Genomic DNA, 26,917 nt, shown 5'->3' on the forward strand with positions numbered 1-26,917 from the left:
TTATAAGGAAAATTGAATATGATCCGTTTCGAAGAAGAATCAAAAACAAGCCCGGCAGTCATCAAGGTATTCGGAGTGGGCGGCGGCGGCATGAACGCTGTCACGAGAATGTCCAATTCCACTTTGAAAGGAGTGGAGTTCGCGATTCTCAATACGGACGAACAAGTGCTTCTTCGTTCTCCTGTGGAAAACAAAATCATCCTGGGAACCAAAGCGACACGAGGAATGGGCGCCGGCGGCGATCCCGAATTGGGTTACAAAGCCGCGGAAGAGGATAAGGAAAGAATCCAGTCCGCGGTTCGCGGAGCGGATATGGTTTTTGTCACAGCGGGAATGGGAGGCGGGACCGGAACGGGAGCCGCACCCGTGATCGCAAAGATCGCGAAAGAAATGAAATGTCTCGTCGTAGGCGTCGTCACTCTTCCCTTCTCGTTTGAAGGTAGAAGAAGAATGGAACTTGCCCGCAAAGGAATCGAACAACTCCGTTCACACGTGGACACTTTGATTCTTATCAATAACGATTCCATTTTCCGCGTCGTGGATAAAAATACGCCGATCGACCTTGCGTTTCAAGTCATCGACGATATTCTTTTGAACGCGGTACGGGGGATCAGCGACATCATCAACAATCCCGGACTCATCAACGTGGACTTTGCGGACGTCAAGGCGATCATGCGCGACACGGGCGACGCGGTGATGGGCGTGGGCGAAGGAAGCGGAGAGGGAAAGGTAAAGGAAGCGGTGGAATTCGCGATCAACAATTCGCTGTTAGACTCCACTTCGATTGCGGGAGCTTCTTCGCTTCTCATCAATGTTTCCGGCGGAAAGGATCTTACGATCTCGGATTGGAACGAGGTTTCCGGAATCATCACTTCCCAAGTCGATCCGAACGCAAACATCATCATCGGCCTTCACGAAGACGAAAATCTTTCGAACAAAATCCGCGTGACCGTGATCGCGACCGGATTCAACAAACGCTCTTCTTCCGGAAAACTGATTCAAAATCAGGATCTTGCTACGCGCGTTCAGGAGAATTACGGCTTTCAGAAAAAGGCCGTGGGTATGACGGATAACGCGGCTCCGGAAAAGAAGGATTATTTTCAAGACGATCTCGGAGAATCCAATCGGAATCCGGGTTCGTTGCGATACCGTTCTTCGAACACTTCTTCTCCAAAAGCGGAAGACTACGATATTCCGGCGTATTTAAGAAGAAACAGTTCCGGACCTTGATCGTTTTTTAAGTATTTACTTGTTTGAATTACGATTTTGACCGAATCGATTTCGAGCCAAACGAGCAGCTAAATGAGATTCAATTTTTCTTTATTAGTAACTTTGCATCCTATTTTGCGATCTCAAAAAGTATCGTAGTGATATCGACATACTTGGAAGCATGTCCGTGAATATCGATTCCAACGGGCTTTCCATTTTCATCCAGATCAACGTTTAAGTCGGAATTAATCTCTCTCGTTTCAACGGAAGGACGATTGGATAAATCGATATATATGGAATCGGTTTCTGGATAGTGAGTGATTTTCATTCTTTAAACCCTCTGTCGAAAAAGGTATTGTGAATCGTTTCGCCGTCCTCAAGTGTTATTACTCTCAGATATTTTTCGGCTTCCTCGATCCATTTCCAATGCCGGATTCTTCCGTCGTCTTGCACTTTTTTTTCAAGAGGATTTAAGATCGTTTCTTCAATCCATTCCAAACGAAGTTCCAAGCGTTTTCTTAGAACTTCGTTTTCGAAACAACGAGTGCATTTCATAATTCTATAACATTTTCTAAGAACTATTTCATTTCAAAATTTGAAAAAGACGAAGGAAATTTCGGTTATTGAACTTCTTCCTTTCCGAATTTCTTGCATTCTTTGAGATCGGAAAACTTTTCCTTTTCCAGCTCGCATTGAACCTGCTTCAAAGTTTTTTCGGACATACAACGCAAGACGATCGCACGAGACATGTCCGGCTGAAGAATTTGTTTTAACATAAGTTGCTGCATACCCGAAGGAATTTCATCCTCCGATGCCTGCGCGATCAGTTTTACGTTGTGCATTTGATTCTGCACACATTCTTCTTCTTTGGGAGTTTTTCTGCAATCGGCGAGAAACAGAAAAGATAGGACGGATATTGAAATAAGAAAAGCGGACTTACGCCCGCTTTTCCGGAAATTGAACCAATTCAAAAGGATCGGCTTATTTCGCGTTGCTTTCGTCAACAGCGTAAGTAGCTTCTACTCTTTTTCTAAGTTCTCTCAGGTAGCTTTTTTTAGCTCCGTTGATCTTCATAGCTTCTTCGTAGAGTTTGATTGCCTTTTCAAAATCACCGGTTGAGAAGTAGTAAGTTCCGAGGTTTGCTTTCGCTCCCCAAGACTGACCTTTCGCTTTTTTATCGGCTTTTTCCCACGCTTCTTTTGCTTTTTTGAAGCTTGGAGTCTCACCTTGGATTTCTTCGTAACCTTCAGTCAGAAGTTCTTTCACTTCTTCATCTTCGTCTTTTACGAAAATTTCGATCTTCTCGGTTTTAACTAAAGGAGAAAGTCTGCTCTTAATGTAAGCAGCCGCTTCGTCCAGACCTTGTCCGAAAGAATCGAGAACGGAAGGACATGCTAAGTTTCCGACGCTGTTGAAAATTTTCGCAGGGTTAGAAACGACCGCTTTCTTCACTTCGCCGGTATCAACTTTAATCAAAGTAGCATCGAGAGGAATCAGCATGTAACGAACGCCCGTCGGTTTAGAAACAGGATCGTTTCCTGTGTTCACTTCTCTACCGGTCGCCATAGAAGCTGCGAAACCTGCAACTTTCAAACCGGCCGCCACTGCGTCGATTTTGTTTTCGCTACCGCACTCGGTGTAAGGCTTTTGATAACCGATGTAAAGAATCGCTTCCGCTCCGATCAGGTTTCCGATCTTCGCTTTAGACTTAGTGATTCCAGTAAGGGAAAGAGTCGCTTCGTTCAAGATGTCGGCGCGTTTGCTAAGGTCCGTAAGCTTGTAATAGGATTCTTTGTCGAATGCCTCGAATACTTTAGAAGGCATTTGGTCGATGAAGCTGGATCCTTCTCCGAAGATCGCTTCCCAAAGACTTTTTTTAGGAGGCTCAACCGCCAAACCTACGTTACGAATCGTACCGAGGAATTTTTGAAGAGCGCGGCCTTCTTTATCTTTCGGGAATACCGGATATTCTACATCGACTGTATCTGCGCAATTTCCTAAGAACATAAGGAGAACTAGCACAGCAATTAGAGAAGATAATTTTCTCATGGTAAAGTAACACCAATCCTGTTTGATTTTGGGGATAAGGGCTCATTTAAAACTCGAAAAGAATCGTGTCAATATATTTTAGAATTGAAGGTTCAGATTTACATTTCGTTCATTCCCTGCCTCGTTTTTTTTTGATTGTATCGAGACTTCTCGCGAAAGAAATTGAAACGGAATGGATTTTGCTTCGCACAAACAAGCCGTTTGGATTCTAGTTTGGGTCGGATTCACAATGGGTTGTATCGCTTCCAAAAAAGAAGATAACAGTCGGAATCAACAACTTCTGAGCTGGCTTCTCGCTTCGGGTTCCAACCCGGTTTGCGTGGACTATTATTCTCAGGAAAATCTTTGTTTGAAATCCCCCGTTACGATCAGCGAGAAATGCTCGAGTAATGAATTGGATCGGTTCCAAAACGGAATTCAGCCTGCGAGTCTGCAGAAAAGAGAAATTTTAGAGGAGCTTCTCCGCTGCTGGAGCAAGTGCAATTCCACGTTCTTTTTGAGTTATTCCTCGGGTTCTCCCTGTTCCTTTGAAACCGAGGCGGATTACGTCACCGCAAAACGTTCCGGTTCCTCAAATAGCGGGAATCTTTGGAGGCAGTGCCAGTCTAATTGTAACACGGGGATTGATTCTTCCTATCCGAAGTTAAAAGGAATTTCGACTACTACGACCTATTGGCCTTACCCATGAAAACCCTCGACGAAGTAACAAAAGCTCTGAAGAGCACCTATATGGAACATGAGGTGGAAGCGAAACTTCCTCTCATCCAAGAAATTCAAAGATTGAAAAAGGAGAAGAATGCGGTTCTTCTCGGTCACAATTATATGACTCCGGACGTCTTTCACGGCGTATCCGATATTACGGGCGATTCTCTTTATTTAAGCAAGGTCGCGGCCGATACCGACGCCGATATCATTCTTTTCAACGGAGTTCACTTCATGGCGGAAACCGCAAAGCTTATGTCTCCGCAAAAGAAGGTTCTCATCGCGGATCTCAAAGCGGGTTGTTCTCTCGCCGAAAGCATCACGAGACAAGACGTCATCGACCTAAAACAAAAATATCCCGGAGTTCCGGTCGTTACCTACGTCAACTGCACCGCAGACGTGAAAGCGGAAACGGATATTTGCTGCACTTCCGCGAATGCGTTGCAAGTCGTGGAATCTTTGGAAAGCGATACAGTGATTTTTTTACCCGATCGTTATCTTGCGGCGAACGTTCAAAATCTTACCAAGAAAAAAATCATCACTCATCCCGGAAGCTGTATGGTTCACGAGATGTATTCCGCGGAAGATATCGAACTTACGAGAAGACAATTTCCCGGCGTTACGGTGATTTCGCATCCCGAATGTAAAACGGAAGTCGTCGATCATTCGGATTATTCCGGTTCCACTTCGCAGATGAGCGAATTTATTAAGAAGTCCGGAGCGAAGAACATCTTCCTGATCACCGAATGTTCGATGGGAGACAATCTTCGTTCCGAGTTTCCGGACAGACATTTCGTTTCCACTTGTCAGGTTTGCCCTCACATGAAACGGATCACGCTCGAAAAAATCAGGGACGCGCTTTTATACGATCAGTACGAGATTCATCTCGACCCGGAAGTGATCGAAAAGGGAAGAATGTCCGTGCAAAGAATGTTGGATCTTTCTTTTAAAAAGTGATCAAGAAAAAATCGTTTATCGGTCGTTAATCGAAATTTGCGTTTGGACCGAATGTGTCGCCTTTCACTCGAACGAAAACCATCGATCGGGATTCGGAAGAATCCGAAAAACGGAAATCATCGGCGTTCATGTTCCTTTTCGTTACAATATTCTTTTTTTATAATATTTTAGCGTCTTTGTCGGCGACTCCGGACAATAGCGAAATCCTTTTCGCGAATTATCCGAACAACGAAAAGGCGATGGAATTGAGACGTTTCAGCAAAGATGTTCAAAGAATAGCGATTCGAATCGACTTAGATAAACTCGTCGGATTTTCATCCGAACAGAAAAAGAAAATCAAAGAATCGATCTTAGAAGCTTTCGAAAAAGAATCTTACTTTCGATTTATCGAAGTCCGGAATACGGCGCGTTCAAAACAAAAACAACGAAACGCCGGAAGGGATTCAGACAAAAAGCGACGAATCGAAACCGAAAAAATTCTGATGAAAGTTACCTTGGATCGTAAAGAATCGAAAAGCGACGAAAGCGAACTCGCAGAAATCGGCGTTTTCATCGAATTGATCCGCAGGGATGCGGGCGGAAAACGATTCGTTTCTCAGCCGCCATCCTCCACAAATCCGAAAGAACTTAAGAATTTCATAATAAACTGGAAAAAGGATTTTTTTCCCTCGGAGGATTCGCTTACGATCGGAGAATTTTTCTGTTATGATCCGGACAAATCCATAAACGCATTGCTGGTCCGAGCCTGTTCCGATCTTATAGATCATACGCGAAATCCGGGAAGGGCAAAATTCTTTTTAGACAAAGCCAAAAAGAAAGTCGGCACCGATCGGAGTTCCGAATCGGTTCAAAATCTTCTCGGCTACCATTTCGTATCGATCGGAGATTTCAAAAGCGCGGAAGAATGTTTCTTGAAAGCGAAATCTTCGGACGAGGATGTAAATCAAAATAAATACGATTCTACGATCCAAAAGGTTCGAGAATTAAGAAATCAATATTTCTATTATGAAACACGTCCTTGAAAAACCCGAAACGAATCGAAACTCAAATCGTATATAATCCGGAATCAAAATGTGTGGATAAATTCAGCTTGTAAATGACAGAGAACTCGGAGTTCTTGAAACGAGAACGGACGGAAATCGCATGTATAGAATCGGAAACGGAATCGACTTTCATAAATTAGAGATCAATCCGGGACGTCCTCTCATGCTCGGCGGGATCGAGTGCGAATCCGAATTTGCCCTCGTGGGTCATTCGGACGCGGACATCATTCTTCATGCGCTTTCGGACGCGATCCTGGGGGCGCTTGCATTAGGCGACATCGGACAATACTTTCCCGATACGGATCAAAAACTCAAGAATATGGACAGCAAGATCATTCTTTTCAAATGTCTGGAATTGATGAAGGAAAGAAATTTCGCGCTCGTCAACGTGGATTGCACCGTGATCGGAGAACGGCCGAAAATCGCTCCTCTCAAGGAAAGAATTACGAAATCCTTAAGTAGCCTTCTGGATCTTTCCGCGGATTGTGTTTCCGTGAAAGCGACCACGACCGAAAAGATGGGCGCCTTGGGAAGACAGGAAGGAATCGGGACGTTCTGCACGATCCTTTTGGGAAAAAAAACCTAATATCCTTCGATCGATTCGAGAAATCAGGGATCGGAAATTTCTACGATATTCTCCGTTTTTTCAATTAAATCTAACGCTTTAGAGAGGGTTTTTTGAAGTACCCTTTTCATAGAATCATTGGAAGTGTTTCCCGATCGAATCCAAATTAATTTTGGAGGAGGTCCGTATTGATTTATGAGATCTATAAAATCACTGTCCTTGCTCATTATGACGATTCCCGATTTGCTACGGGCTTCCCAGAAAATTTCTCGATCCGTTTTCATGGAAAGCTGGAGTTCTCGAACACTAAGGGTTTCGATTCCCATTTCTTCGCGTAGCCATTTCGCAAGTTTCGGAGATAATTGAGCGTCCAGCCATAGAGTCAACCGGCAAGTACCACTGCATGATCTATTTTCATCGAAGCATACAGTAAACTCGCCTTAAGGTCCGCGGGCTCTAAATCCGGCATTTCCTCTAAAATTTGTTCATGGGAAAGCCCATTAGAAAAAAGTTCCAATACGTCGATCACTCGAATTCGGAGGCCTCGAATACAAGGTTTCCCTCCGCAGATTTCGGGATTCACTGTAATTCTTTTTATTAGATTAGAATCCATTCTCATCGAATTATTTCGGATTCACTCGATGAAATCAATAACAAAATGGAAAGAATCGGGCTATTGGCTTAAACGGTTTCTTTTTATAAATCTTCATTGAACTCCAGGCTCTCGTCAGAATTTTCTCGCTGGCCGGCCCATTACAGCCGAAAATCACCGGAGCACGGTCCGTTACTTCTTCGCCGAATCTTCGAACGCGATCCGGGCGATTTCCGTTTTTGGAATATTCTTCTTTTCTTTTATGGTTTTCGGAACGCGCATATCGATCTTATGAAGGGTGGACTTTTGGATCGTGATTTTTTTACCTTCCAGATTTTCGATCGTCACTTCCTTGTCGTCCTGTCCGATCTGTTTTCCGTCGATGGTTGTTCCGTCGCGTAAATACGCGCGATCGGTAAAACCTCCCTTAGGATCGGGAACCATGGTTTCGACTTCGATGGAAGCATCGTCGAACCCGAGAATTTTCACCTGAATCAAAGGATCTCCCGATCTCAGATGAACGACTGCTTTTCCGGTCACCGCCATTTGATAAAGGGTTTGATCGATCGAAACCTTTTCGGGATTCCAGTTGTTCGCGAATAAATTCTCTTCGCAGAACTCGATCGTTCTGGTTCTACGGACCAACGTGATCGCCCATCCTCCGATCGCGGTTACCGCATAGTCTTTCCAATTGGTGATCTCGGTGACGCGTAACGTTTGTCCGGGCGCGGGAATCGGTTCCGGATTTCGAAACACGGGAACCAAACCGAACAAGAACGCGTAGAGAGGTTGCGCCGCGGCGACCTTGCAACTCGCCGCGTCCTCGGAAGCGAGAACGGTTCTGTGAGTTTTATCGGAACTGATGCGCTGATCGATTTTGCAATCGAATAGAAACACGCAAAACAGGATGAAAAAAAGAACGTGAATTTTATTTTTCATGAAAGAATCGACCTCGGAATTCAATAGAACTTTTTCGTTTCTCCGTAAGCGGAGGAGTTATCATAAGACCGTACGCTTCGATTAAGAAGCGAGATTATACACACATCGAATCGCTTTTCCCTTGCTGCTCTTCGTATGCGTGGTCGTGTTGCTCGCACCGCCGAATTGAATGACTTGCATCGTCGCGGAAGTACAACCTCCTGGAGAAAATGTCCAATAGTATCCGTTTACGGTCTGAGGAAATAAGGTCGTATTGATCGTCGAACCCGTGTTACCCGGACACTGATCGGAGGTGCCGCAAGAAGACCCTTGCGAATAAGAGGAGCAGGAAATCAACGTATTCAAATTGTCGAAGGTAGGGGATCGCATCACGAACGGAAGAGAAACGAGTTCGGGAGGCGCTAACGTAGTCTGCATGTCGTAACATGCGTTTTGAAATTCGGACATACCGTAAGGATCGCAAGAACCGTCATCCGTACCACAAAATGCGACATCGAGATTCGCTCCGTAGTTGTCGGCCTCGCTTCCCTTTCCTTGACAATCGTTAAAACCCGGTCTCCAGACCTGGCCGTAAGAACATTTCGTCCAAATCAGTGACGAAAGAACGACCGTGCCGTTGACTTTATCTCCGGCGGACGCACGCACAACGGTTACGGTATAATTCTGAGAATTTCCGTTTTCATCCGTGAATTTATAAATCACCGGATTCGAAAAATCCAGCGACGTGGTTCCCGAAACCTGTTGAACGCCTCCGACCTCCAATTTGGAATTTTCGGGAATCAAAAAAGTCGCCTTTAAGGAACTTACGTTAGTTGCGTTCGGGACCGCCACGGTAACGGTGGAATTCGGCTGATTCTCCGTAATCCCTCCTGCGCATTTTCCCGAGATACAAAACAACGGAAACGAAGCAGATAAGTCGAAACCGAAAGCTTGAATTCCGTTCGCACGGGGTTGAAACACCGCGGCCAACGCGATCGCTCTCTGCTGATCGCAATTCTTACATTCTTCCTTTGTGGGAAAGAACGTTTCGGAAACCGCCTGAGAAAGAGGATTTAAAAAACAATTCGTAAAGAAGGAACAAGATAGCAAAAGAAAAACTGTACACGCGATTCTTTTCATTTTACAGCGTATCCAAGCATACTATATTTTATCAGAAAGATTAAGCGGCAAGTTTCCGTCCCGGACTCCGCGATTCATAGAGAGCGGTGTCATTGCGTTTTCTTCGGGACAGGTTCTTATAATTTTCCAATAGGTGCAAGTGTATACCGATCGGAAATAACTTTCAGCTAAAAAAGAGGTTCTAACGGACGCTTGACGAAAAAAATTTCCGATTCTTCCGTTAATGCGACAAGAACCGATTATTTAGAATTTTTGAATAAAGCAAAAGAAGGTGGAAACCCCTCGTTTTAGTGATCGCCGATCGGCGTCGGAACGCGGATTCGGTTTCTAATCCGGCACTTCGAAGTTGAAGATTTCGGAAACATCCGGAGGGGCTTTTTTGTAGATCAACGCATCGGAACCGTCTTCGTAATAACGTTTTCGCACGTGGATTCTTTGAAAGCCGCAGGCTTCATACAAACCGATCGCGGGAAGATTGAGGGAACTCACTTCCAGGAAAAAACTCTTTTCCCGTTCGGAATTTAAAAGATATTCCAAAAGTTTTTTCGCGATTCCCTTCTTTCGATGACGAGGATCAACGGCGACACGATAGATTTCGATCTCTTCGCCGGAGAGTTTGTAAAGAATATAACAGAGATCAGTCGCTCCGATCGCGGACGCTTCGTCAAGATGAGAATATAACATTTCCGTTGTCCAAGCGCCGCTTCCAAAACACTCGACTTCCAGGACATTGAGCCAATCCAGATCCGTTTTATTCAGAATTCTCGCTTCCACTTCGGAAAACCGTTCTCGTTTTTAAGTCAAATTCTAGTTGCAGAAGTCCAATATTCAATCAGGATTCAACACTTACCTTTCGGAGGAACCGGAATTTCGAAAAAAAAATTCCCGCCGAAAGAACTGAATCAAGGAGTCTCTATGAAAAAAATAGGTAAAATCGTTTATGCGGTCCCTTTCGCGATTTTCGGATTGTTCCATTTTATCTCCGGTCCGGCGATGTCCGGAATCGTTCCTTCTTACATTCCATTTCCTCTCGTTTGGGTTTATCTCGTCGGTTTGGCTCTGATCGCCGCTTCCGTTTCCATCATCACCGGAATCAAAACGCATCTCGCGACGATTCTTCTCGCGGTGCTTTTGGGAATTTTCGTAGTATTGGTGCATCTTCCCGGCGCGGCCGCAGGCAACCAAGCGTCCACGGTCGCTCTTTTGAAGGACGTTTCCCTTTTAGGAGCCGCTCTTTTGATCGCAGGCTCGACCAAAGACTGATTCTTTTCGTCCTCAAAGCGGAGTTTCGGCTCCGCTTTTCTTTCTTTTTTCCCTAAAATTCAAACCGCAGATTCGATTTCCGAAACCGCATCATTTAAGAAGATGAGAATTTTTCGTTCAACCGATATTCTCATTAGGACTTTGTATTCGTTTCGAGGAAGTTTTATGATTCAGAAAATTCTCCGCATTCTTACCCTACTTTGTTTGTTTGTGTTCGGGTTCGTCTCCTGCGAACGATCCAAAAATTTCGGATTTCAAAACCGAGGCGATCGACCTCCCACGGTCGAAGACTTGGAAGCGTGGAAGGAAAGGCTCGCGATGGAAGAAGCCGAGATCATTGAACTGGAAAAGAAAATTTCCTCGATGGCGCAGAAGACACGATCGGCGGGAGCCTTGAGTTGGAAGATCGCGCAGGGTTATATGAAGATCGGCGACTACGATATGGGCGTGAAATTCTACAACCGCGCGCTCAAAGAAAACAACGAAGGGAAGAAGGTAGAGATCGTCGGAGCCGAACTTCATTTTTTCGAGCCCGCGATTCCGTATTTCGAAAAAGCGCTATTGTTAAAACCGGTCGATCAACAACTTCTTTTCGAAACCGCGCTCGCATACGCGAACGCTTCGAGGGATAGGGGCTGGGAAACGACTCGAAGACAGATCGCGATCGATTTGTTTACGCACCTCGCAATCCAAGATCCGCGAGATTCGCGGTTCCCGTATCAGCTCGCGTTGATCTACTTCGATTCTTCCATGCCGGATTCCTCTTGGGAAGGCGTTTCCGCTGGCTTTCACGACCAGGACAGGGCGCTGCGCATCATCGATGATATTATAAAAAAAGAATATAGAAACGTCCCCGCGCGTTTTGCGAAGGCGAACTTTCTTTACAGACTCGGAAAGGTCGAGGATTCCAAGGAAGAATATCTCAAGGTCAAAAAGACGATCGAAGAACTGAACGACGCGGGTCTTGTCCGAGGCGGCCTCGAAAAGAACGACTCGTATCAGAACGTTCTGCAAAACCTGAAAAAAATCGAAAGCGCGTCCAAGGAAGAATGAACCCGTTCGTCCTTTCGGATTCCGCCGTTGCAAGAGTTTGTCATAAAAATAGAATATTCGAAATTATGAATTCCTGGGAAGAATCGATTCCGTATCTGGAACGGCTTCTTCCCGCAACGGTTTTGGATCGAGCGCTTGCCGCTTCGGAAACGATTCCGCGCGCCTTGGAACGAACCGGTTTTTCCGTCCTTACGATCTTTGATCCGCAATATCCTGCACTTTTAAAGGAAATTTACGATCCTCCTTTGCTTTTGTTTTACAAAGGAAACTTGGACGTTTTGCAGGGAAACTTCGCCGCGGTTGTCGGAACGAGAAATCCTTCTCCGATTTCCGTATATGCTTGCGAGTTGTTTCCCTCTCATTTAAAGCGACAAGGTTTTTCGGGAGTCGTATCCGGACTTGCCAAAGGAATCGACGCCGCGGTCATGCACGCTTCCTTAGACAATACGTTAGACGTCATTGGGGTTATGGGAACCGGACCGGAAACAGAATATCCTTTTGAAAACAAAAAACTTTATCAAAGAATGAAGTCATCCGATCGATCCTTGCTTCTCACCGAATATCCTCCGGGTCATAAAACGATGAAATATTCGTTTCCAAAACGAAACCGAATCGTGACCGGTCTTTGCGTCGACGTGTTTATCGTGGAAGCTCCGCAGAAATCGGGAGCGATTTCCTCCGCGCACAATGCCCTCGAACAAAACCGGAGGATCTTCGTGTTTTCCGATCCGCTCCAATCTCAGAATCAAGGCGGAGAAATTTTGATCGAAGACGGAGCCGAACGTCTCGATCTGCAAATCATCTCCTTGGGGATGCGCGAAGTCTTTCATATCAACGATCTTTTACCCGATTCTCAATCGAAAATCCCGGGAATGCTTGCAGAACTTTCAAAGAAGCGCTTTTCTGGCGAGTGGAAACCGATCGGTTCCGGTTATTATGCGAGAAAAACTTTTTTCCAACCTCTTCTCCCGGGATTTGAAACCGGTCCCGGCTTGGTCCCTGGGGGTTTATAGAATCATCCTCGGCGCCCTTCTTTTTATATTAGCATTTCGTTATTTTTCAAACGGATGGATCTCCCGGTATTTTTTGGATCCGGCGTTTCATTTTAAATTCTACGGTCTTTCGTGGATCGGGGTCCTTCCGGCATGGATTTTATACCCCCTTTTCGTTTCGCTTCTCTTTTTCGCGGTTTTTATCTCGTTGGGAATCTTTTACCGCGTCTCGGTACTTTGTTTCTTTCTGATTTTCTCCTACGTCAATCTTCTGGAAGTCGCCGTTTACCTGAATCACTATTATCTGATCTGTCTTCTTTTGTTTCTTTTGATCTGGATTCCGGCGGACAAGGCGCTGAACGTATTTCATATTTTTAGAATATTCAAAAGTCGCACGATTCAAGAGATCGATCCGATTCCCGCATGGAATCTTCATATCCTCCGATTTCAAGTCGGAGTCGTTTATTTTTTCGGAGGAATCGGAAAACTCGTCCCCGATTGGTTGTTCGACGCGCAACCCGTCCGGATTTGGCTTTTGCGGAATTCGGACATTCCGATTTTCGGACCTACGCTTTCCATGCCTGCCACCGGATATTTTTTCAGCTACGCCGGATTGATCTTCGACCTGAGCGTTCCGTTTCTTCTTTTGAACAAAAGAACGAGAGCCTTCGGATATTCATTAGTCTTAATATTCCATTTTTTGACTTGGAAGTTGTTTCCGATCGGAATGTTCCCTTGGGTGATGGTTTTAAACGCGACTTTGTTTTTTTCGCCCAAGTGGCCCGTGGATCTGTTCCAATTTCTCAAGTCGAAACGGATGCTTCCCGATCGGGAGAACATTCTGCATTTCTTATGGACTCGTTTTCCGATTCACTTTAGAAAATCGTTTTTCGCTTTCATCGAATCCTTTCTTACGCTTTTAGAATCCAAGTCGAACGCTTCCGAGTCCTTTCTTTTTGCGAAAGCGAAAACGATCCGCGGCAAATTCGGGATTCTTTTATCCGATCGGTCGCTGCGATACTTTTGGATTTTTTACGTATTCTTTCAATGCGCGTTTCCTCTACGGCATTTTTTATATCCTGGAAATCATCTTTGGACGGAACAGGGATTTCGTTTTTCCTGGCAGATCATGCTCGTTCAAAAAAACGGGATCGCATCCTTTCGGGTCGTAAATCAGCAAACCGGGGAAACGAACGTGATTCTCCCGGAATCGCATCTCAACGAAATTCAAAGGTTGATGATGAGTTATCAGCCGGATTTAATTCTTCAATTTGCGCACTGGATCGGTAAGACGGAAAAGGAAAGAACCGGTCAGGACGTTTCGGTTTATGCAGACGTTATGGTTTCGTTAAACGGAAGAAAAAGCCAGATCCTCATCGATCCCGATCGGGATCTGATGAAGGTTTCCAATTCTCTTGCGAACAAAGAATGGATTCTTTCGGGCGACGAAGAATGATTTTTTAAACCGAAGTGAAGGATCGCATCGATACGGATCGATTCTGAAAACCGTGATGTATGAACCTCACTTTTTCCTCAGGTTTCATCGCTCCCAACACGTAAAAGATCGGCTCTAAATGTTCCGTGCTCGGCGCGGATAACTTCGCGATCTCGCCCTTCTTTTGAAACTCGAGGATCGCCTTGTCGTTTCTGGATTCCAATGACTGACGTACAAACTCGTCGAACTCGATCGCCCAATCGGACGGCACCGCGTTCATGTTGTGGAAGTCGGCGGCTCTGAGATTGTGCACGATGTTTCCGCTTCCCAAGATCAAGGTTCCTTCTTCCCGAAGAGGCTGCAGCTCGCGTCCGATTTCGTATTGTTGTTCCGGGCTCAGATTCGCGTCGATGCTCAGTTGAACCACGGGAAGATTTGCCCTTTGAAAAAGAAAATAAAGAACTCCCCAACTTCCGTGATCGATCCCCCATTCGGTCGTTGTCTGCACGTCTACGCTCTTCAGAAGATTCTTTACTCGTTGTGCAAGTTTTGGCGATCCGGAAGGACGGTATTTTACCTCGTACAACTCTTGAGGGAATCCGTAAAAGTCGTAAATTTGTTCGGGCGGATCGGAAACAGTCACATACGTTCCCCTAGTTTTCCAATGCGCGGATACGACGAGAACGTTTTTCACATCCTTAAGAGTGGAACCGAATTCTTCCAGATTTCGAGTGAAGTCAGACCGGATTACGAGGTTCATCGGGGAACCGTGACCGAAAAATACTACGGGATTCATTCTTTTACTTAGACATAACCCATCCTAAAAAGAAACGTACTTTTGTCAAAATTCTCCATAACTTCCCGACCTTGATCCCGGCTTTGAAATTTTTTTCCGCGGCTCTCATGTTCGCCTTTTAAAATCCGAGATTTAATTTACGGGCTTTTCCGGCGTTCGCAGAAACCGAATATATTATTTTTTTTGAATATTCAATTTTTGCGTTATCCTTAGGAGAATCGGTCCGTTATTCGGTCATTGCTTCGGGACATAGATCCGAAAGCGATTCAAAACGGAGGCGCACAATGGACTCTAATTCAAAGTTATGGCATTTTGAAGCAAATTTGCGTTCTTTACTTTGCCGGGACAAACACTTAGTCTCTTATCGTTTTCAAACTAATCCCTTAAAGCTAAAAAAATAAACCGATTGCCGGATTTACACGAATGCAAACGTCGAAAAAGACAACAAACAAGATACGCCAAGCCCCTTTGATGAAGTTTAAATTTTTCGTTCTTATTTTTCTTTCGGTTTTTTTTCAACGTTGTATGGCTTGGCCGATGCTCACCGGCGCCGTAGGTTTAGCGGCCGGCAAAAAAGGAAGTTCTCCGTTGTTCTTTCTTCCCGGAGGTTCTTCCGATCCGGTCCTGACTCGCATCGAGTTGAGTTCCGAAAATGCTTCCATCGCTAAAGGAACAAACACCACTCTTCACGTCACGGCGATCTTCGATAACGGAACGAACAAGGACGTTACGAGTTCTTCTACGATCGTTTCGGCTTCCGAATCCATCGCGGCGGTGCAGGGAAATGCCGTTCGCGGAATTTCCGCCGGTGAAACGACTCTACAGGCGGAATACCAAAGTTCGAGCGCGAAGCTTAAGATCACGGTTACGTCCGCCGTTTTAAATTCAATTCAAGTGTCAAGCTCCGACTCCGGTTCTCTTCCGAAAGGTACGAGTCGTTCATTTTCCGCGATCGGAATCTTTTCGGACGGTTCCAATCAAGATCTTTCCACGGATCCTTTGCTCGTTTGGTCTACGAGCAATTCTTCTTTATTAAGCGTCAACGCTTCCGGTTCGGTTACGGGTCGCAATGTCGGCACTGCGAATGTTCAGGCCGTTTGGGGTTCCAGGCAAGGTTTCGCATCCGTGAACATAAGCCCGGCGATTTTATCTTCCATTCAAGTCACTCCGGCCAATCCAAGCCTTCCTTTAGGCGCCAATCAGCAGCTGACTGCGACCGGAGTTTTTTCGGACAATTCCACACAGGACGTTTCCGCTTCCGTGACTTGGACCGTTTTGGACACGAGCATCGCATCCGTTCAGTCGAACGGTTTATTAGAAAGTTCGAATACAGGTTCCACAACCGTCTTTGCTTCCATTGGCGCCGTGATCGGCTCCACCGGACTCACGGTGACATCCGCGACGCTCGTTGGAATTTCGGTATCTCCGGTGAATTCTTCCCGTGCGAAGGGATTGACGCAGCATTTTACCGCAACCGGAATCCTTTCCGACAATACGAGTATAGACATTACCGATCAGGTCTCCTGGACTTCTTCCGATACGAACGTATTAACGATTTCGAATGTATTCGGAAACAACGGCTTGGCTTCGACGCTCAACCAGGGAACCGTTTCCGTCACCGCAACCATCGGAGGAATCGAAGGTTTTACCGATTTTACGGTAACACAAGCGACCCTCGTTTCCATTGCGGTTACTCCGGCGTTTTCTTCCAAAGCGAAAGGACTTACGCAGCAATTCACGGCAACGGGAATCTTTACGGACAACTCCGCGCAGGATCTGACGGCTTTGGCGACTTGGACCTCGTCCTCGGGGGCGGTAAACGTGTCTAACGTTTCCGGTTCGGAAGGCCTTGCGCAGACTTTGTTTACGGGGAGTTCGGTGATCACGGCTGCGTTTGACGGGATTTCAGGGAACACTTCGTTTACGGTTACTTCCGCAATTCTTACTTCGATTCAAGTCAACCCGAACAATCCTTCTTTGGCGAAAGGATTAACCCGATCCTTTTTCGCCACGGGGATCTATTCGGATCTTACCAATGCGGATATCACGACTTCCGTAACTTGGGCTTCTTCCGATCCGACGGTTTCAACGATTTCAAACGCGACGGGAAGCGAAGGATACGCATTCGGGAATTCGATCGGTTCCGCCAATATCACCGCTAGTTTAGGAACCGTGACCAGTTCTTCATCTACGTTATCCGTAACAGCCGCCGAACTCGTTTCGATCGGTATCACACCGGCCTCTTCCTCGAAAGCCAAAGGACTTACGGAGAATTTTTCGGCCACCGGAATTTTTACGGACAACTCTACGCAGGACTTAACCGAGCAAGTGACTTGGTCTTCGTCCGATACGGTGATCGCGCAGATCTCCAACGTCGCGGGCAATAAAGGTTTTACGAACGCTCTTGTTTCCGGTTCGAGCGATATCTCTGCGGCTCTCGGTTCCGTGACCAGTCCTTCCGTTTCATTCACTGTATCGGCCGCGGAACTCGTCTCCATCGCCGTTACACCGAGCAATTCTTCCCTTGCAAAAGGATTAACGGGACAACTGAACGCGACGGGAACGTATACCGATAACTCGACCGAAGATCTTACGAATCTTGTTTCTTGGTCTTCTTCCAATTCCTCAAGAGCGATCGTGAGCAACGCGTTAGGATCGCAAGGTATTGCAACCGCGCTCGGAGCGGGAAGCGTGAATATGACCGCGACCCTCGGCTCTATTTCCGGTAGCACCGGCTTAAACGTGACCGCCGCCGTGTTGACTTCGATTCAAGTTACCCCGAGCATCGCTTCCGTCGCCAAAGGTCTTACGATACAATTTGCCGCGACCGGTATTTATTCGGACAATTCCACCCAAGACCTGACCGCGCTTGCCACTTGGATTTCTTCCGATTCTTCCAAGGTGATCATAGGGAACGCGGCCGGCTCCGAAGGTTTAGCGCTCGCTTCTACTTTAGGAAATTCGAATATTCGAGCGATCTACAATTCGATCCAGAGCGCCTCCGCTGCGATGACCGTCACCGAAGCGGAATTAGTCGGCATCGTGATCAGTCCGCCTTCTCCCTCCAAGGCGAAAGGTCTTACGCAACAATTTACCGCGACCGGTATTTTCACGGACAGCACGAGTCAGGATCTGACTTCTCTTGCGACTTGGGTTTCTTCCGATACGAGCGTGGCGTCCATCAGCAACGCAATCGGTTCGGCGGGTTTGGCGACCGCATTGAGCACTGGTTCGTCCGATGTTTACGCGGTTTATAATTCTAGGAACAGCAATACAGTATCTTTCGGAGTCACACCGGCAACGTTAGTCTCTCTTCAACTTTCTCCGGTAAACGGAAGTCTTGCCAAAGGTCTTACACAACAATTCAACGCGCTCGGAGTTTATACGGACGCATCCACGCAGGATTTGACTTCTTCCGTAACTTGGTCGAGCATGAACACGACTTCGTCCACGATCTCAAACGCCGTCGGCACGGTGGGAAGAGCGACCGCGATTCAAATCGGAACCAGCACGATCTCGGCCACTTCCGGTTCGATCACCGGCAGTACAAACTTTACAGTAAGCGCGGCCATTCTTTCTTCGATCGCCGTGTCGCCGACCAATCCGTCCATCAACGCGACCGCGACTCGACAATTCTCCGCGGTGGGAACCTTTTCGGACGGAACTACTACGGACTTAACTTCTACCGTAACCTGGGCTAGTTCGAATACGTCGATGGCAACCGTAAGCAACGCGTCGGGAACGCAAGGATTGGCTACCGGAATTTCCGCGGGAAGCCCTACCGTTTCAGCGACTTACAATTCCGTTTCGGGGAATACGATTCTTACCGTGAATGCGATCGACACGACACCTCCTACGATCACATCCGCCGTTTCCTTGTCTCCGAATACGATCCGAGTAGTATATTCAGAATCCGTAAATAACACGGAAGCATTGAGCTTATCCAACTATAAGATCGTAAACGGTTCTTCCTTTACCGGAAATTGTTCGGACAATACGGACTTTACCGGAAATTCTCAAACGGCAGATTTTGCGCCGAGCAGCATCAGCGGAAGCGGAAACACGTTTACGATTACGCTTTCGACTTCGCAGCTTTCCGGAAAAACATATACGCTTGTCGTAAACAAAGCAGGTGTTCACGATCTTTCCTTCGCTCCGAATCTTTTGGGTTGTCCGAATAACGCCGATTTTACGGGACAGGAACAACTCAAAATCTCCGGCGCGGTCTGCAACACGGTGGGAAGAGTGATCGTGTCCTTCTCCAAACCGTTGTTCGCGGGAGCCGATGTCGCTAAGTCAGCGGAATGTTCCAATCAAACACAGTGCGCACTTCGGTATAAATTTACGGGAGTTTCCTCTTTAGGAAACATCACGAGCGCGAAAATTTTGGACGGAAGCGTTTGCGGCGGAGCTGCCGCGGATTCCTCCAAAGTTTGTATTACGCATTCCTTGTCCCAGTCCGGCGGTCAATATACGATCATCGCCGCGAACAACTTGGACGGAGACGGATTCGACAACACGTCTTGGGGATCGATTCGTAATTCATCCGATGCGGAGAATTTACAATCTTCTCCGAAGGATAGAACGAGCTTTATCGGCTGCGGAAGTTCTCCCGTAAACTTCACGGACGGCCCCGTTGCGACCAATCCGTTTGCCGACGATTCTTCCTTCGGTTATCTCACGGGATACAACAATCGGATTTATATCGGGCCGAACACGAACGGAAACCAAGCGGTTCGTTTTAATTACGACGGCACTTCTCCGGAGTCGGTATCGTTCTCCTTTACCAAGGATACGACTTCCTCTTCCGGAACTTCGAACGTATCGTCTAACAGCGCTTCAACGAGGGACGGAGGAATCGGAGTTCCTCCATACGTGACGATCGGTCATACGGGCTGCACTCTCAATAACGCGAATCAGGCGAACGGCTGCGGTCCGGATAACGAAGACGGCCGGGGCGTATTCGCAACCGGTTCACTCGGTGGAACGGCTCACATCCTGATGGCGGGCTCCCGATCCGCGGAGAACTTTAATTATCTCTACTATTCTTCCGATACAGATTCCGGATTGGACTTCAAATACATCGATATGGGAACGATCACCGGAACGGTTACTGCGGGAACTTCGTCGATCACCGTTTTGAACGATCGGATCTACGCCGGTTTTGCTAAGCGAAATCAAGGTTCTAATTCTCCGGACTTCGGAAAAATCACTTTCAATGCCGCGGACTCTTCTCGATGTACGGTCGGCTCTAACTGCAACGCAAACGACGGTTCGCGCGGAGATCGTTTTAGAATCGATAGAATGCCTTACTTCGGAGGCGGTTCTCAGGAAGGGAACAACTCCTCGATCAACTGGGCTTACTACGTCGGAATCGATTCGCTCTTCGTTTTTAACGGAAGAATCTACGCCGCAAACGGAGGCTTTCCAAATTCCTTACATAATGGAAGTATAATACGTTCCACGAGCGGAAATCCGACTCCTTGCGACGGGACCGACAGTTGTCCGGGTTGGGTCGATGCCGCTCCGAGAAGCGACGCAAAGTGGCATAACGGATCGAACAACAATTGGTTCTCTCTCGAACTTACGAAATACTACGATATGGTTCCGGGCGACAAGGCGTTCTCTCAGTTCGCCGAGTTTAACGGAAGAATGTACGTCACAAGAACGATCTGCGTGACTCCTCAGGACAACTCCGGTTTACGCGGATCGGTTCAAACGACCGCAGGTTGCACGAACGGATCCTATACGAATCGAAGACCGCAGCTTTGGAAATGCGATCCGAGTCTGAGCGGAAACTCGACTTTGTGCGATGCGGGTGATTGGTCCGTGGTCGGGGACGACGGAAGCGGTTTTACGAATTTCGGAAACGTTTCCAACCATAGTATGACGATGGCGGTCGCAAACGGATCGTATCTCTACGTCGGCTTTGACAACGAAAGCGGAATCCAAATTTGGAGAACCAATATCGCAAATCCGGGAAGCGCGTCGAATGTTTGGGAACAAGTCGGCGGAAGCGGCTTAGGAGACGCGACCAATCGTCAAATCTACTCGGCCATTGCCGGATCGGACGCGGGTGTAAACTACATCTACGTCAGCGTCGGAAAGAACAATCAACCGGTACGAGTTTACAGACAACAGAATAATTGATATGCGACATCGACAAACCTTATCACTGATCGTTACCGTGCTGATTCTAATCGGTTTCGTTCTCTTCGGAGAAGAAGGAAATTCGGAACGACTCACGTTTACGAAAAACGATCGGAACGAAATGATCCGGCTCCAATCCTTCGTTCACGGAAGAATGGAATCTGGAAACAACGTTCAAAATTACGAATTTATCCTCAAACAATCGGAGAATATGCGAGGAATCTTTCAAATCGATTCCGTAAGCTCCGATCTAAAACTCGAATTGATCAAAAAAGAATTTCCCTTCGACTCAAAGACTTCCTGTGCAAACACGAATTCAGGAAACACGTTCTCCTGCAAAATCGAAATCCAATCCCTGGAAAAAGGAAAGTATCGACTGACCGTTTTCCGGGGCACAAACAAAAAAGAATCCGATTTCAATCTATTTGCGGGAATATTCGGAAAGGGTTATATAGATGTCGACTCAACATCCGATCGTTAAAGCGGCGATCGCGTTTTTATTCATGGGAATCTTCGTCGCCTGCCAGCACGCGCGCGTCCGATTTCCGCAGGACCCGCCTAAATCCTGTTTAAATCCGTCCACGCAGAGGCAGTGTAAGGCCGCGCTGGAAGACAGGGAACGATTGAACGCGGAACCTTCGCAGATGCACGTGATTCCTCAGTCCTTTTATTTCTGGGGAATGAGCCCGAAAAACTATCCGATAAACGCGGCCGACTATTGTACGAACGGAGTGAAGGAAGCGCATCAGTATTCGACTTTTTTCGACGCGCTCTACGAACAGCTTACGCTCGGAATCTATTCACCGAGGACTTTGGATCTGATCTGCTACAACTGAGAAGTATATGAGAATTTTAAAAACCATACTGTTGACGATTACGATCGGAACGGCGACGGGATGTCACAATACCACATTACAAATCTATAATTCTCCCGGAGCGGCCTCATTTCCGGACGAAACCAAAGCGGATCAGACCTATAAACAAGGCGGCTACGCCGTGGGCTTGATCGAATCTTTCGATACGCCCGAGGTGAAATGCCAGGAAGGAAAACCGCGGATTCTCATCCAAAGAAACTTTTGGGATAACGTGATTCACTGGACGATCGGCGGAATTTACACACGAAGGACAGTGCAGGTGTTTTGTAAAAAGTAAGGCGGAGTTAAAACAGGAAATCCTCCGGCGTCGTCGAAGGATTTCGAATCTGTGAAAGTACCGTTTAGACTTCTTTCGGTCCCGGATAAAAGGCCGGATTCCAAGCGACTTCCCAATAATATCCTTCGGGATCCTCGAAGTAACCCGAATAACCTCCCCAGAAAACGTCCTGTGGTCGCTTAACAATTTTTGCTCCCGCCTTTTCCGCCTTTGCGATAACTTCGTTGACTTCCTCTTTGGAATGTCCGTTGTAAGCGAGCGTAAATCCCCGAAAACCGTTTCCTTTTGCGGGAACTCCGACGTCCTCGGCGAGAGCTTCGAGCGGATATAAAGCGAACCAGGTTCCGTTTAACGTAAAGAAGGCGATATTTCCTTCGAACTTCATTTTAGGAAAACCGAGTCCTTCCTCGTAGAAGCGAACCGCTTGATCGAAGTTTTTTACGCCTAAGGTGATGATGTTGATTCTGGGTTGCATGGGGCCGATTTTTAATACGACAAAGAATTTAGAAAAGAATTTTCCGGTCGAAAGAGATTTCGAAACGTAGAATTTATCGATCGGGTAAAGTTCGTTTCGGGGTAAAATCCGAACAATCGGTTTCGGAAAGAATTTGAAACGGAGAATAAACGAGAATTCGGAAAGATCTTTCTACCGCTTCAGACCGTATCGCGCTTTGACCGTTTGGATTTTCTTTTCCATCTCAGCCCAAAGGGATTCTTTGTTCGGATGAAAGGAGGCGAAAACTCCCTGCCGGATCAGGTCCACGATTTCGTCCAAAGAGAAATCCAAGAATCTCCAAAGTTTATAATATTCGTATGTAAGATTTACGTTGAATATTTCAGGATCGTCCGTGTTCACGCTGAGAGGAAGTCCCTGATCGTAATAGTATCGAACCGGGTGATTCTGCTCCTTGCGGACGTATTTCCCCGTAAATACGTTAGACGTCACACAAATCTCGATGGGGATATGATTCTCTCTGAGATATTTTACGAGTTCGGGATCTTGGATCGCGGAGGTTCCGTGTCCGATCCGTTCCGCTTTGAGAAGTTCGACCGCTTCCCAGATCGCCCAAGGACCGTCGTCCTCTCCGGAGTGAGCGACCACGCGGAGTCCCGCTTCTCTCGCTTTTTTGAAAACTTCCTGATAATCCCGCGCAGGCCCCATCAGTTCCGCGCCGCCCAAACCGATCCCGATCACTTCGGGATGTCTGAGTTTTAAAACGCGGTTTAAGTTGTTCATCGCGTTTTCCGGTCCGAAGGAACGCGACACATCGACTAACAAGCGTATGGTGATTCCGTCGTTTTCCTTTTCTTCACGGATACGGTTCACGAGAAAGTCGATCATCTCCTCGAAATCGAGTCCGTTTTGGATGAATTTGGAAGGAGCGAAGAACACTTCGGTGTAAACGATGTTGTTGGCCCGCATGTATTCCGCCAAACTCCCTACAAAGTAGGAAAAGTCAGCGGGTTCTTTCACGAGCGATTGTATAAAAAAGAATACTTGGATGAACCCGTTCAAGTCCTTGAAGTTGAACTTCGCTTCGAATTCTTCGTCCGAAACGCTGATCCCGTTCTTTTCCATCAACTGTTTCATCGTGTCTTTGTTGACGCAGGCCTCGAGATGAAGATGGATTTCGGTCTTGGGGAGTTCCCGCAGGAAGTTGATTACATCTTGGTCGTCCGGCTTCTCTTTGGAAAGATCTCCGGAAGGAAAAAGCCCTTTGATCGGAACCGGAGTTTCTTGAGGAATGCCGGCCGTGGGAACTCCTAAAATCCAAGAAGGAGGGTCCAGAACCTCGAGTTCCATGAGTCCGACCCTTTCGTTCAAAAGTTCGTTGATCTGTTTGTCGAAAGAAATCTGTAAGGAAGAAGAATAAGGACGGTCGGCGGGAAGCCTGGATTTCAGGCGGTTCAATTCGGTTACATCGCGATCGATGATCCGAATTCGTTCTAAAATCTCTCCAAAAGTTAACGCCACTAAGGCAAAATATATTTCCTCGGAAAAGATTTCAATTCTTATCGAGCGACCCGTAGGAAGCGAGATAGCCAACGAGCAGCGGAGCGACGCGAGTGGTTTCCAACGAAGGTGGAAAAGAGAGCGCCCCGTAGGAAGCGAGATAGCCGGCGAGCAGCGGAGCGACGCGAGTGGTTTCCAACGAAGGTGGAAAAGAGAGCGACCCGTAGGAAGCGAGATAGCCAACGAGCAGCGGAGCGACGCGAGTGGTTTCCAACGAAGGTGGAAAAGAGAGCGCCCCGTAGGAAGCGAGATAGCCGGCGAGCAGCGGAGCGATGCGAGTGGTTTCCAACGAAGGTGGAAAAGAGAGCGCCCTGTAGGAAGCGAGATAGCCAACGAGCAGCGGAGCGATGCGAGTGGTTTCCAACGAAGGTGGAAAAGAGAGCGCCCCCGTAACTTCTGAGTTCAGAAATTCTCAATGGCGGTTACAATTGGAGTTCCCACACACAGCCCGCAAGGGACGCGCAAGACTTGGTCCGATTTTGCGGTTCCTGTAGAAGAAAGAGCACGCTTTTTTTTCGACCGACGCCTCAGACCGAGCGGGACTCCGCGAGTCTGGAGCGGCCCGACCCCGCTTGCGGGGATGCGGCCGTAAGTTTTCGTATGAGTTCCTACATTTTTCCGGATCGCCGATCGATTTACAACTCAGGAAAAATCGAAATCTGCCGAAGCTTAAAAAAGCACCGGGGGTTATGTCCGATTTATGATTACAGCACGCAAAACCTTTCTCCCATTCGCCCTGCCTTGCATTTCGGAAAGGGCTATCGAAGAAGTTTCCGCAGTTCTCCGATCCGGCTGGATCACCTCCGGTCCTAAGGTGAAAGAATTCGAGGAAGAATTTGCGCGTTACACCGGAGCCGAATACGCGCTGGCTCTCAACTCCGCGACCGCAGGTCTTCATCTCGCTTTGGAGGCAATCGGAATGAGCCGGGAAGACGCGGCCATTTGCCCCGCGGTTACGTTTACCGCGACCGCGGAAGTCATCTGTTACTTCGACGCGGAACCGATTCTTACGGACGTCGATCCGATCTTCAACCTGATGACACCGGAAACTCTCCGCGCCACAATCGAAAGAGAATGTATCTATCAAAACGGAACCCTCTTCCATAAAAAAACCGGCAAAACGGTACGGGCGATTCTTCCCGTACATCTTGCGGGAGTGATCTGCGACATGGAAGGTATATTAGAAATCGCTAAAGAATATCATCTCTACGTGATCGAAGACGCGGCCCACGCGTTCCCCGCCGTTCACAAAGGAAGAAAGATCGGCACCTTCGGCGATTTTACCGTTTTCAGTTTTTATGCCACCAAAGGAATCACGACCGGCGAAGGAGGAATGGTGACGACCAACCATTCTCACTTTGCGGATCGGATCAAATTGATGCGTCTTCACGGAATCAACCGGGAAACATACGATCGTCCGGGTTGGTATTACGAAGTCGTTTCCCCTGGTTTTAAATACAATATGACCGACGTCGCCGCAGCGCTTGGCATCGTTCAGCTTTCCGAAGCGGACGATCTCTGGAAACGTAGAATTGCAATCGCCGAATTGTACAAAAAAGAATTCGCCGATCTTCCGTTTTTACATCTGCCTCTTTCCGCTCCGGACGGAGAACATTCCTGGCATCTCTTCCGCGTGGAAGTCGACCGCGCTTCCTCCAAAATGGATCGGGACATCTTCGCGGCCGAATTAAAAAAACGGAATATAGGTTCGAGCCTTCATTTTATTCCTCTTTACGAACATCCGTTTTACGGTTCCCGTTTCGGATTTAAAAAGGAACATTTCCCGAACGCGAACGCGATGTATTCGAGATCGCTTTCGATTCCTTTGTTTCCGGGAATGAAGGACGGAGACGTTCAGGACGTGATCAAAGCGGTCAAAGAAATTTTCAGCGCGCTCTGAAACGGAGCGCTTTAATCCAGATAACGATTGATTTCCAACGAAAGCTCTTCCGGTTTTTCCATGTGGATGGCGTGTTTCGCATCGGGAATCAGGACGAGCTTGCTCTTCTTCAGGTAAGAATGCAGCTTCTTCGTCATCGCTACGTCCGTGATCGGATCTTCTTTGCCGGATACGATCAACGCCGGAATTTTTATATCACCGAGTTTTTTGCCTAAAAAGATTTCCGCTTCCCGTTCAAGGGTATTGATCGTCAGAAATTGATTCGGCAGTTCGTTCCAAGATTGAATCAAAGCCTTTCTTGCAATTCTTCCCGGAAGCTCGGGAGTTTCGTAATACAACGCTTCGATCAGCTTAACGAGATCGTTTTCGTTTTTCGGAAACAGAAGTTCCTTCATCTCGTCCCGTTTGGGATGAGGAATTCCTCCGGGAGAAATCAAAACCAATTTGGAAATCCGTTTCTCCCGATCCCGCAGCGCGATATGCATCGCGATCAATGCGCCCATCGAATGTCCGCCTAACACGAGATTATCGAGGTCCAGTTTGCGAATCGCCTCGTAGATCAAATCACCGAACACGTCCACTTGATAGAGATATTTGAGAGGAGGAAGTTTGCTCTTTCCGAACCCCGGAATGTCCGGAATTAAAATACGATAATCCTGCCGCAGCTTGGGAGCGACCCTGCGAAGTCCCGTAGCCGAATCGAGCAACCCGTGGATCAACAGAATCGTCTTATTCCTGTCCGGATTCTTCTCCAAAAAATAAACGGAATTGCCCCCGATATCCGCTTTAAGATCGTCGAACCCTAGGATCTCCTTCATATATTTTTTCTTTTTCCAGTGATAGTGGCGCAGGAACAATCCGTACATCGATTTCATGATTGCATATTCTCTATGTTAAAAGTTGCAGAGTTCCGGCGAACGGGAAAAAGAGCCGGTCGATTTCAAAAATTCCATCCCTGCTCTCGCTGTAAATCCTTCCGCTTCCAAG

The 26,917-nt window shown here is 47.2% G+C and carries 26 protein-coding genes and 1 pseudogene; 14 read left to right on the forward strand and 13 right to left on the reverse strand.

Features of this window, described 5'->3' with window-relative positions:
• Positions 1-18 precede the first annotated feature (18 nt).
• On the forward strand, positions 19-1,230 hold the full coding sequence (gene ftsZ / locus LFX17_RS15350; RefSeq protein ID WP_238730982.1) for a cell division protein FtsZ: 1,212 nt from the start codon (positions 19-21) through the stop codon (positions 1,228-1,230).
• Positions 1,231-1,339: 109 nt separating this feature from the next.
• On the opposite strand, the gene LFX17_RS15355 is transcribed toward ftsZ, so the two are convergent.
• The 4 genes from LFX17_RS15355 to LFX17_RS15370 form a co-directional block, all read right to left on the reverse strand.
• Complete coding sequence (locus LFX17_RS15355; protein ID WP_238730983.1) at positions 1,340-1,537, reverse strand: DUF2283 domain-containing protein; 198 nt, start codon at positions 1,535-1,537, stop codon at positions 1,340-1,342.
• Entirely contained in the window at positions 1,534-1,764 is a 231-nt protein-coding gene (locus LFX17_RS15360) for a hypothetical protein (protein WP_319937424.1), read from the reverse strand. The genes LFX17_RS15355 and LFX17_RS15360 overlap by 4 nt, the downstream gene beginning before the upstream one ends.
• Positions 1,765-1,829: 65 nt before the next feature.
• Positions 1,830-2,213, reverse strand: a complete 384-nt coding sequence (gene lep / locus LFX17_RS15365) for a LipL41-expression chaperone Lep (RefSeq protein ID WP_238730985.1) — start codon at positions 2,211-2,213, stop codon at positions 1,830-1,832.
• Positions 2,191-3,258 carry a lipoprotein LipL41 gene (locus LFX17_RS15370; protein WP_238730986.1) on the reverse strand — a complete coding sequence of 356 codons (1,068 nt, stop codon included), beginning with the start codon at positions 3,256-3,258 and terminating at the stop codon, positions 2,191-2,193. The genes lep and LFX17_RS15370 overlap by 23 nt, the downstream gene beginning before the upstream one ends.
• A 172-nt stretch (positions 3,259-3,430) precedes the next feature.
• Between LFX17_RS15370 and LFX17_RS15375 the strand changes: the two genes are divergently transcribed.
• The 4 genes from LFX17_RS15375 (at position 3,431) to ispF (ending at position 6,546) form a co-directional block, all read left to right on the forward strand.
• On the forward strand, positions 3,431-3,946 hold the full coding sequence (locus LFX17_RS15375) for a hypothetical protein (protein ID WP_238730987.1): 516 nt from the start codon (positions 3,431-3,433) through the stop codon (positions 3,944-3,946).
• Entirely contained in the window at positions 3,943-4,917 is a 975-nt protein-coding gene (nadA, locus tag LFX17_RS15380) for a quinolinate synthase NadA (RefSeq protein ID WP_135573879.1), read from the forward strand. Before LFX17_RS15375 ends, nadA begins: the two co-directional genes overlap by 4 nt.
• 128 nt (positions 4,918-5,045) lie before the next feature.
• On the forward strand, positions 5,046-5,939 hold the full coding sequence (locus LFX17_RS15385) for a hypothetical protein (protein WP_238747254.1): 894 nt from the start codon (positions 5,046-5,048) through the stop codon (positions 5,937-5,939).
• 121 nt (positions 5,940-6,060) lie between these two features.
• Complete coding sequence (gene ispF, locus LFX17_RS15390) at positions 6,061-6,546, forward strand: 2-C-methyl-D-erythritol 2,4-cyclodiphosphate synthase (protein WP_238730989.1); 486 nt, start codon at positions 6,061-6,063, stop codon at positions 6,544-6,546.
• A 23-nt stretch (positions 6,547-6,569) separates the two neighbouring features.
• On the opposite strand, the gene LFX17_RS21055 is transcribed toward ispF, so the two are convergent.
• The 5 genes from LFX17_RS21055 to LFX17_RS15410 all read right to left on the reverse strand — a co-directional run bounded on the left by LFX17_RS21055 (position 6,570) and on the right by LFX17_RS15410 (position 9,949).
• A complete protein-coding gene (locus tag LFX17_RS21055) occupies positions 6,570-6,911 on the reverse strand; it encodes a DUF5615 family PIN-like protein (protein WP_406600683.1) in 342 nt (113 codons plus the stop codon).
• Complete coding sequence (locus LFX17_RS15395) at positions 6,908-7,144, reverse strand: DUF433 domain-containing protein (protein ID WP_319941257.1); 237 nt, start codon at positions 7,142-7,144, stop codon at positions 6,908-6,910. The genes LFX17_RS21055 and LFX17_RS15395 overlap by 4 nt, the downstream gene beginning before the upstream one ends.
• Positions 7,145-7,309: 165 nt before the next feature.
• On the reverse strand, positions 7,310-8,056 hold the full coding sequence (locus LFX17_RS15400) for an LIC_13076 family protein (RefSeq protein WP_238747256.1): 747 nt from the start codon (positions 8,054-8,056) through the stop codon (positions 7,310-7,312).
• Between the two features lie 81 nt (positions 8,057-8,137).
• On the reverse strand, positions 8,138-9,175 hold the full coding sequence (locus LFX17_RS15405) for a cadherin-like beta sandwich domain-containing protein (RefSeq protein ID WP_238747257.1): 1,038 nt from the start codon (positions 9,173-9,175) through the stop codon (positions 8,138-8,140).
• Between the two features lie 327 nt (positions 9,176-9,502).
• Positions 9,503-9,949 carry a GNAT family N-acetyltransferase gene (locus LFX17_RS15410; protein WP_238730992.1) on the reverse strand — a complete coding sequence of 149 codons (447 nt, stop codon included), beginning with the start codon at positions 9,947-9,949 and terminating at the stop codon, positions 9,503-9,505.
• A 141-nt stretch (positions 9,950-10,090) separates the two neighbouring features.
• Here LFX17_RS15410 and LFX17_RS15415 point away from each other — a divergent pair, with 141 nt between their 5' ends.
• From LFX17_RS15415 to LFX17_RS15430, 4 genes and pseudogenes are all read left to right on the forward strand, one after another.
• Positions 10,091-10,438, forward strand: coding sequence for a DoxX family protein (locus LFX17_RS15415; protein WP_238747258.1), 348 nt, complete (start codon positions 10,091-10,093; stop codon positions 10,436-10,438).
• Positions 10,439-10,621: 183 nt separating this feature from the next.
• Positions 10,622-11,491 (forward strand): annotated as a pseudogene (locus LFX17_RS15420) (tetratricopeptide repeat protein); the annotation flags it as partial.
• Positions 11,488-12,504 carry a DNA-processing protein DprA gene (gene dprA, locus LFX17_RS15425; protein WP_238747259.1) on the forward strand — a complete coding sequence of 339 codons (1,017 nt, stop codon included), beginning with the start codon at positions 11,488-11,490 and terminating at the stop codon, positions 12,502-12,504. The pseudogene LFX17_RS15420 and the gene dprA, both read left to right, overlap by 4 nt.
• A complete protein-coding gene (locus tag LFX17_RS15430; protein WP_238747260.1) occupies positions 12,428-13,939 on the forward strand; it encodes an HTTM domain-containing protein in 1,512 nt (503 codons plus the stop codon). Before dprA ends, LFX17_RS15430 begins: the two co-directional genes overlap by 77 nt.
• 4 nt (positions 13,940-13,943) lie before the next feature.
• Here the strand turns inward: LFX17_RS15430 and ygiD are convergent, their stop codons facing one another.
• Positions 13,944-14,714, reverse strand: coding sequence for a 4,5-DOPA-extradiol-dioxygenase (ygiD, locus tag LFX17_RS15435; protein ID WP_238747261.1), 771 nt, complete (start codon positions 14,712-14,714; stop codon positions 13,944-13,946).
• A gap of 471 nt (positions 14,715-15,185) precedes the next feature.
• Here ygiD and LFX17_RS15440 point away from each other — a divergent pair, with 471 nt between their 5' ends.
• The 4 genes from LFX17_RS15440 to LFX17_RS15455 are packed head-to-tail and all read left to right on the forward strand — an operon-like array spanning position 15,186 to position 22,016.
• Entirely contained in the window at positions 15,186-20,864 is a 5,679-nt protein-coding gene (locus tag LFX17_RS15440) for a beta strand repeat-containing protein (protein ID WP_238747812.1), read from the forward strand.
• Position 20,865: 1 nt separating this feature from the next.
• A complete protein-coding gene (locus LFX17_RS15445) occupies positions 20,866-21,345 on the forward strand; it encodes an LIC_10463 family lipoprotein (protein WP_238730998.1) in 480 nt (159 codons plus the stop codon).
• Positions 21,320-21,700, forward strand: a complete 381-nt coding sequence (locus LFX17_RS15450) for a Bor family protein (RefSeq protein WP_238730999.1) — start codon at positions 21,320-21,322, stop codon at positions 21,698-21,700. Before LFX17_RS15445 ends, LFX17_RS15450 begins: the two co-directional genes overlap by 26 nt.
• 7 nt (positions 21,701-21,707) lie before the next feature.
• Positions 21,708-22,016, forward strand: a complete 309-nt coding sequence (locus tag LFX17_RS15455) for an LA_3781 family PerA/PerB upregulated protein (protein WP_238731000.1) — start codon at positions 21,708-21,710, stop codon at positions 22,014-22,016.
• 64 nt (positions 22,017-22,080) lie between these two features.
• On the opposite strand, the gene LFX17_RS15460 is transcribed toward LFX17_RS15455, so the two are convergent.
• Positions 22,081-22,491: a VOC family protein gene (locus tag LFX17_RS15460; RefSeq protein WP_238747262.1), complete on the reverse strand. Its 411-nt coding sequence runs from the start codon at positions 22,489-22,491 to the stop codon at positions 22,081-22,083.
• 171 nt (positions 22,492-22,662) lie between these two features.
• Positions 22,663-23,991, reverse strand: a complete 1,329-nt coding sequence (gene add, locus LFX17_RS15465; protein WP_238731002.1) for an adenosine deaminase — start codon at positions 23,989-23,991, stop codon at positions 22,663-22,665.
• A gap of 739 nt (positions 23,992-24,730) precedes the next feature.
• Here add and LFX17_RS15470 point away from each other — a divergent pair.
• The gene (locus LFX17_RS15470; RefSeq protein ID WP_238747263.1) at positions 24,731-25,930 is read left to right on the forward strand and encodes a DegT/DnrJ/EryC1/StrS family aminotransferase; all 1,200 of its coding nucleotides are present in this window, start codon (positions 24,731-24,733) and stop codon (positions 25,928-25,930) included.
• An 11-nt stretch (positions 25,931-25,941) separates the two neighbouring features.
• On the opposite strand, the gene LFX17_RS15475 is transcribed toward LFX17_RS15470, so the two are convergent.
• The gene (locus LFX17_RS15475; RefSeq protein ID WP_406600709.1) at positions 25,942-26,748 is read right to left on the reverse strand and encodes an alpha/beta fold hydrolase; all 807 of its coding nucleotides are present in this window, start codon (positions 26,746-26,748) and stop codon (positions 25,942-25,944) included.
• Positions 26,749-26,917: the final 169 nt, after the last annotated feature.

The sequence above is a fragment of the Leptospira sanjuanensis genome (assembly GCF_022267375.1).
Classification (GTDB): domain Bacteria; phylum Spirochaetota; class Leptospiria; order Leptospirales; family Leptospiraceae; genus Leptospira; species Leptospira sanjuanensis.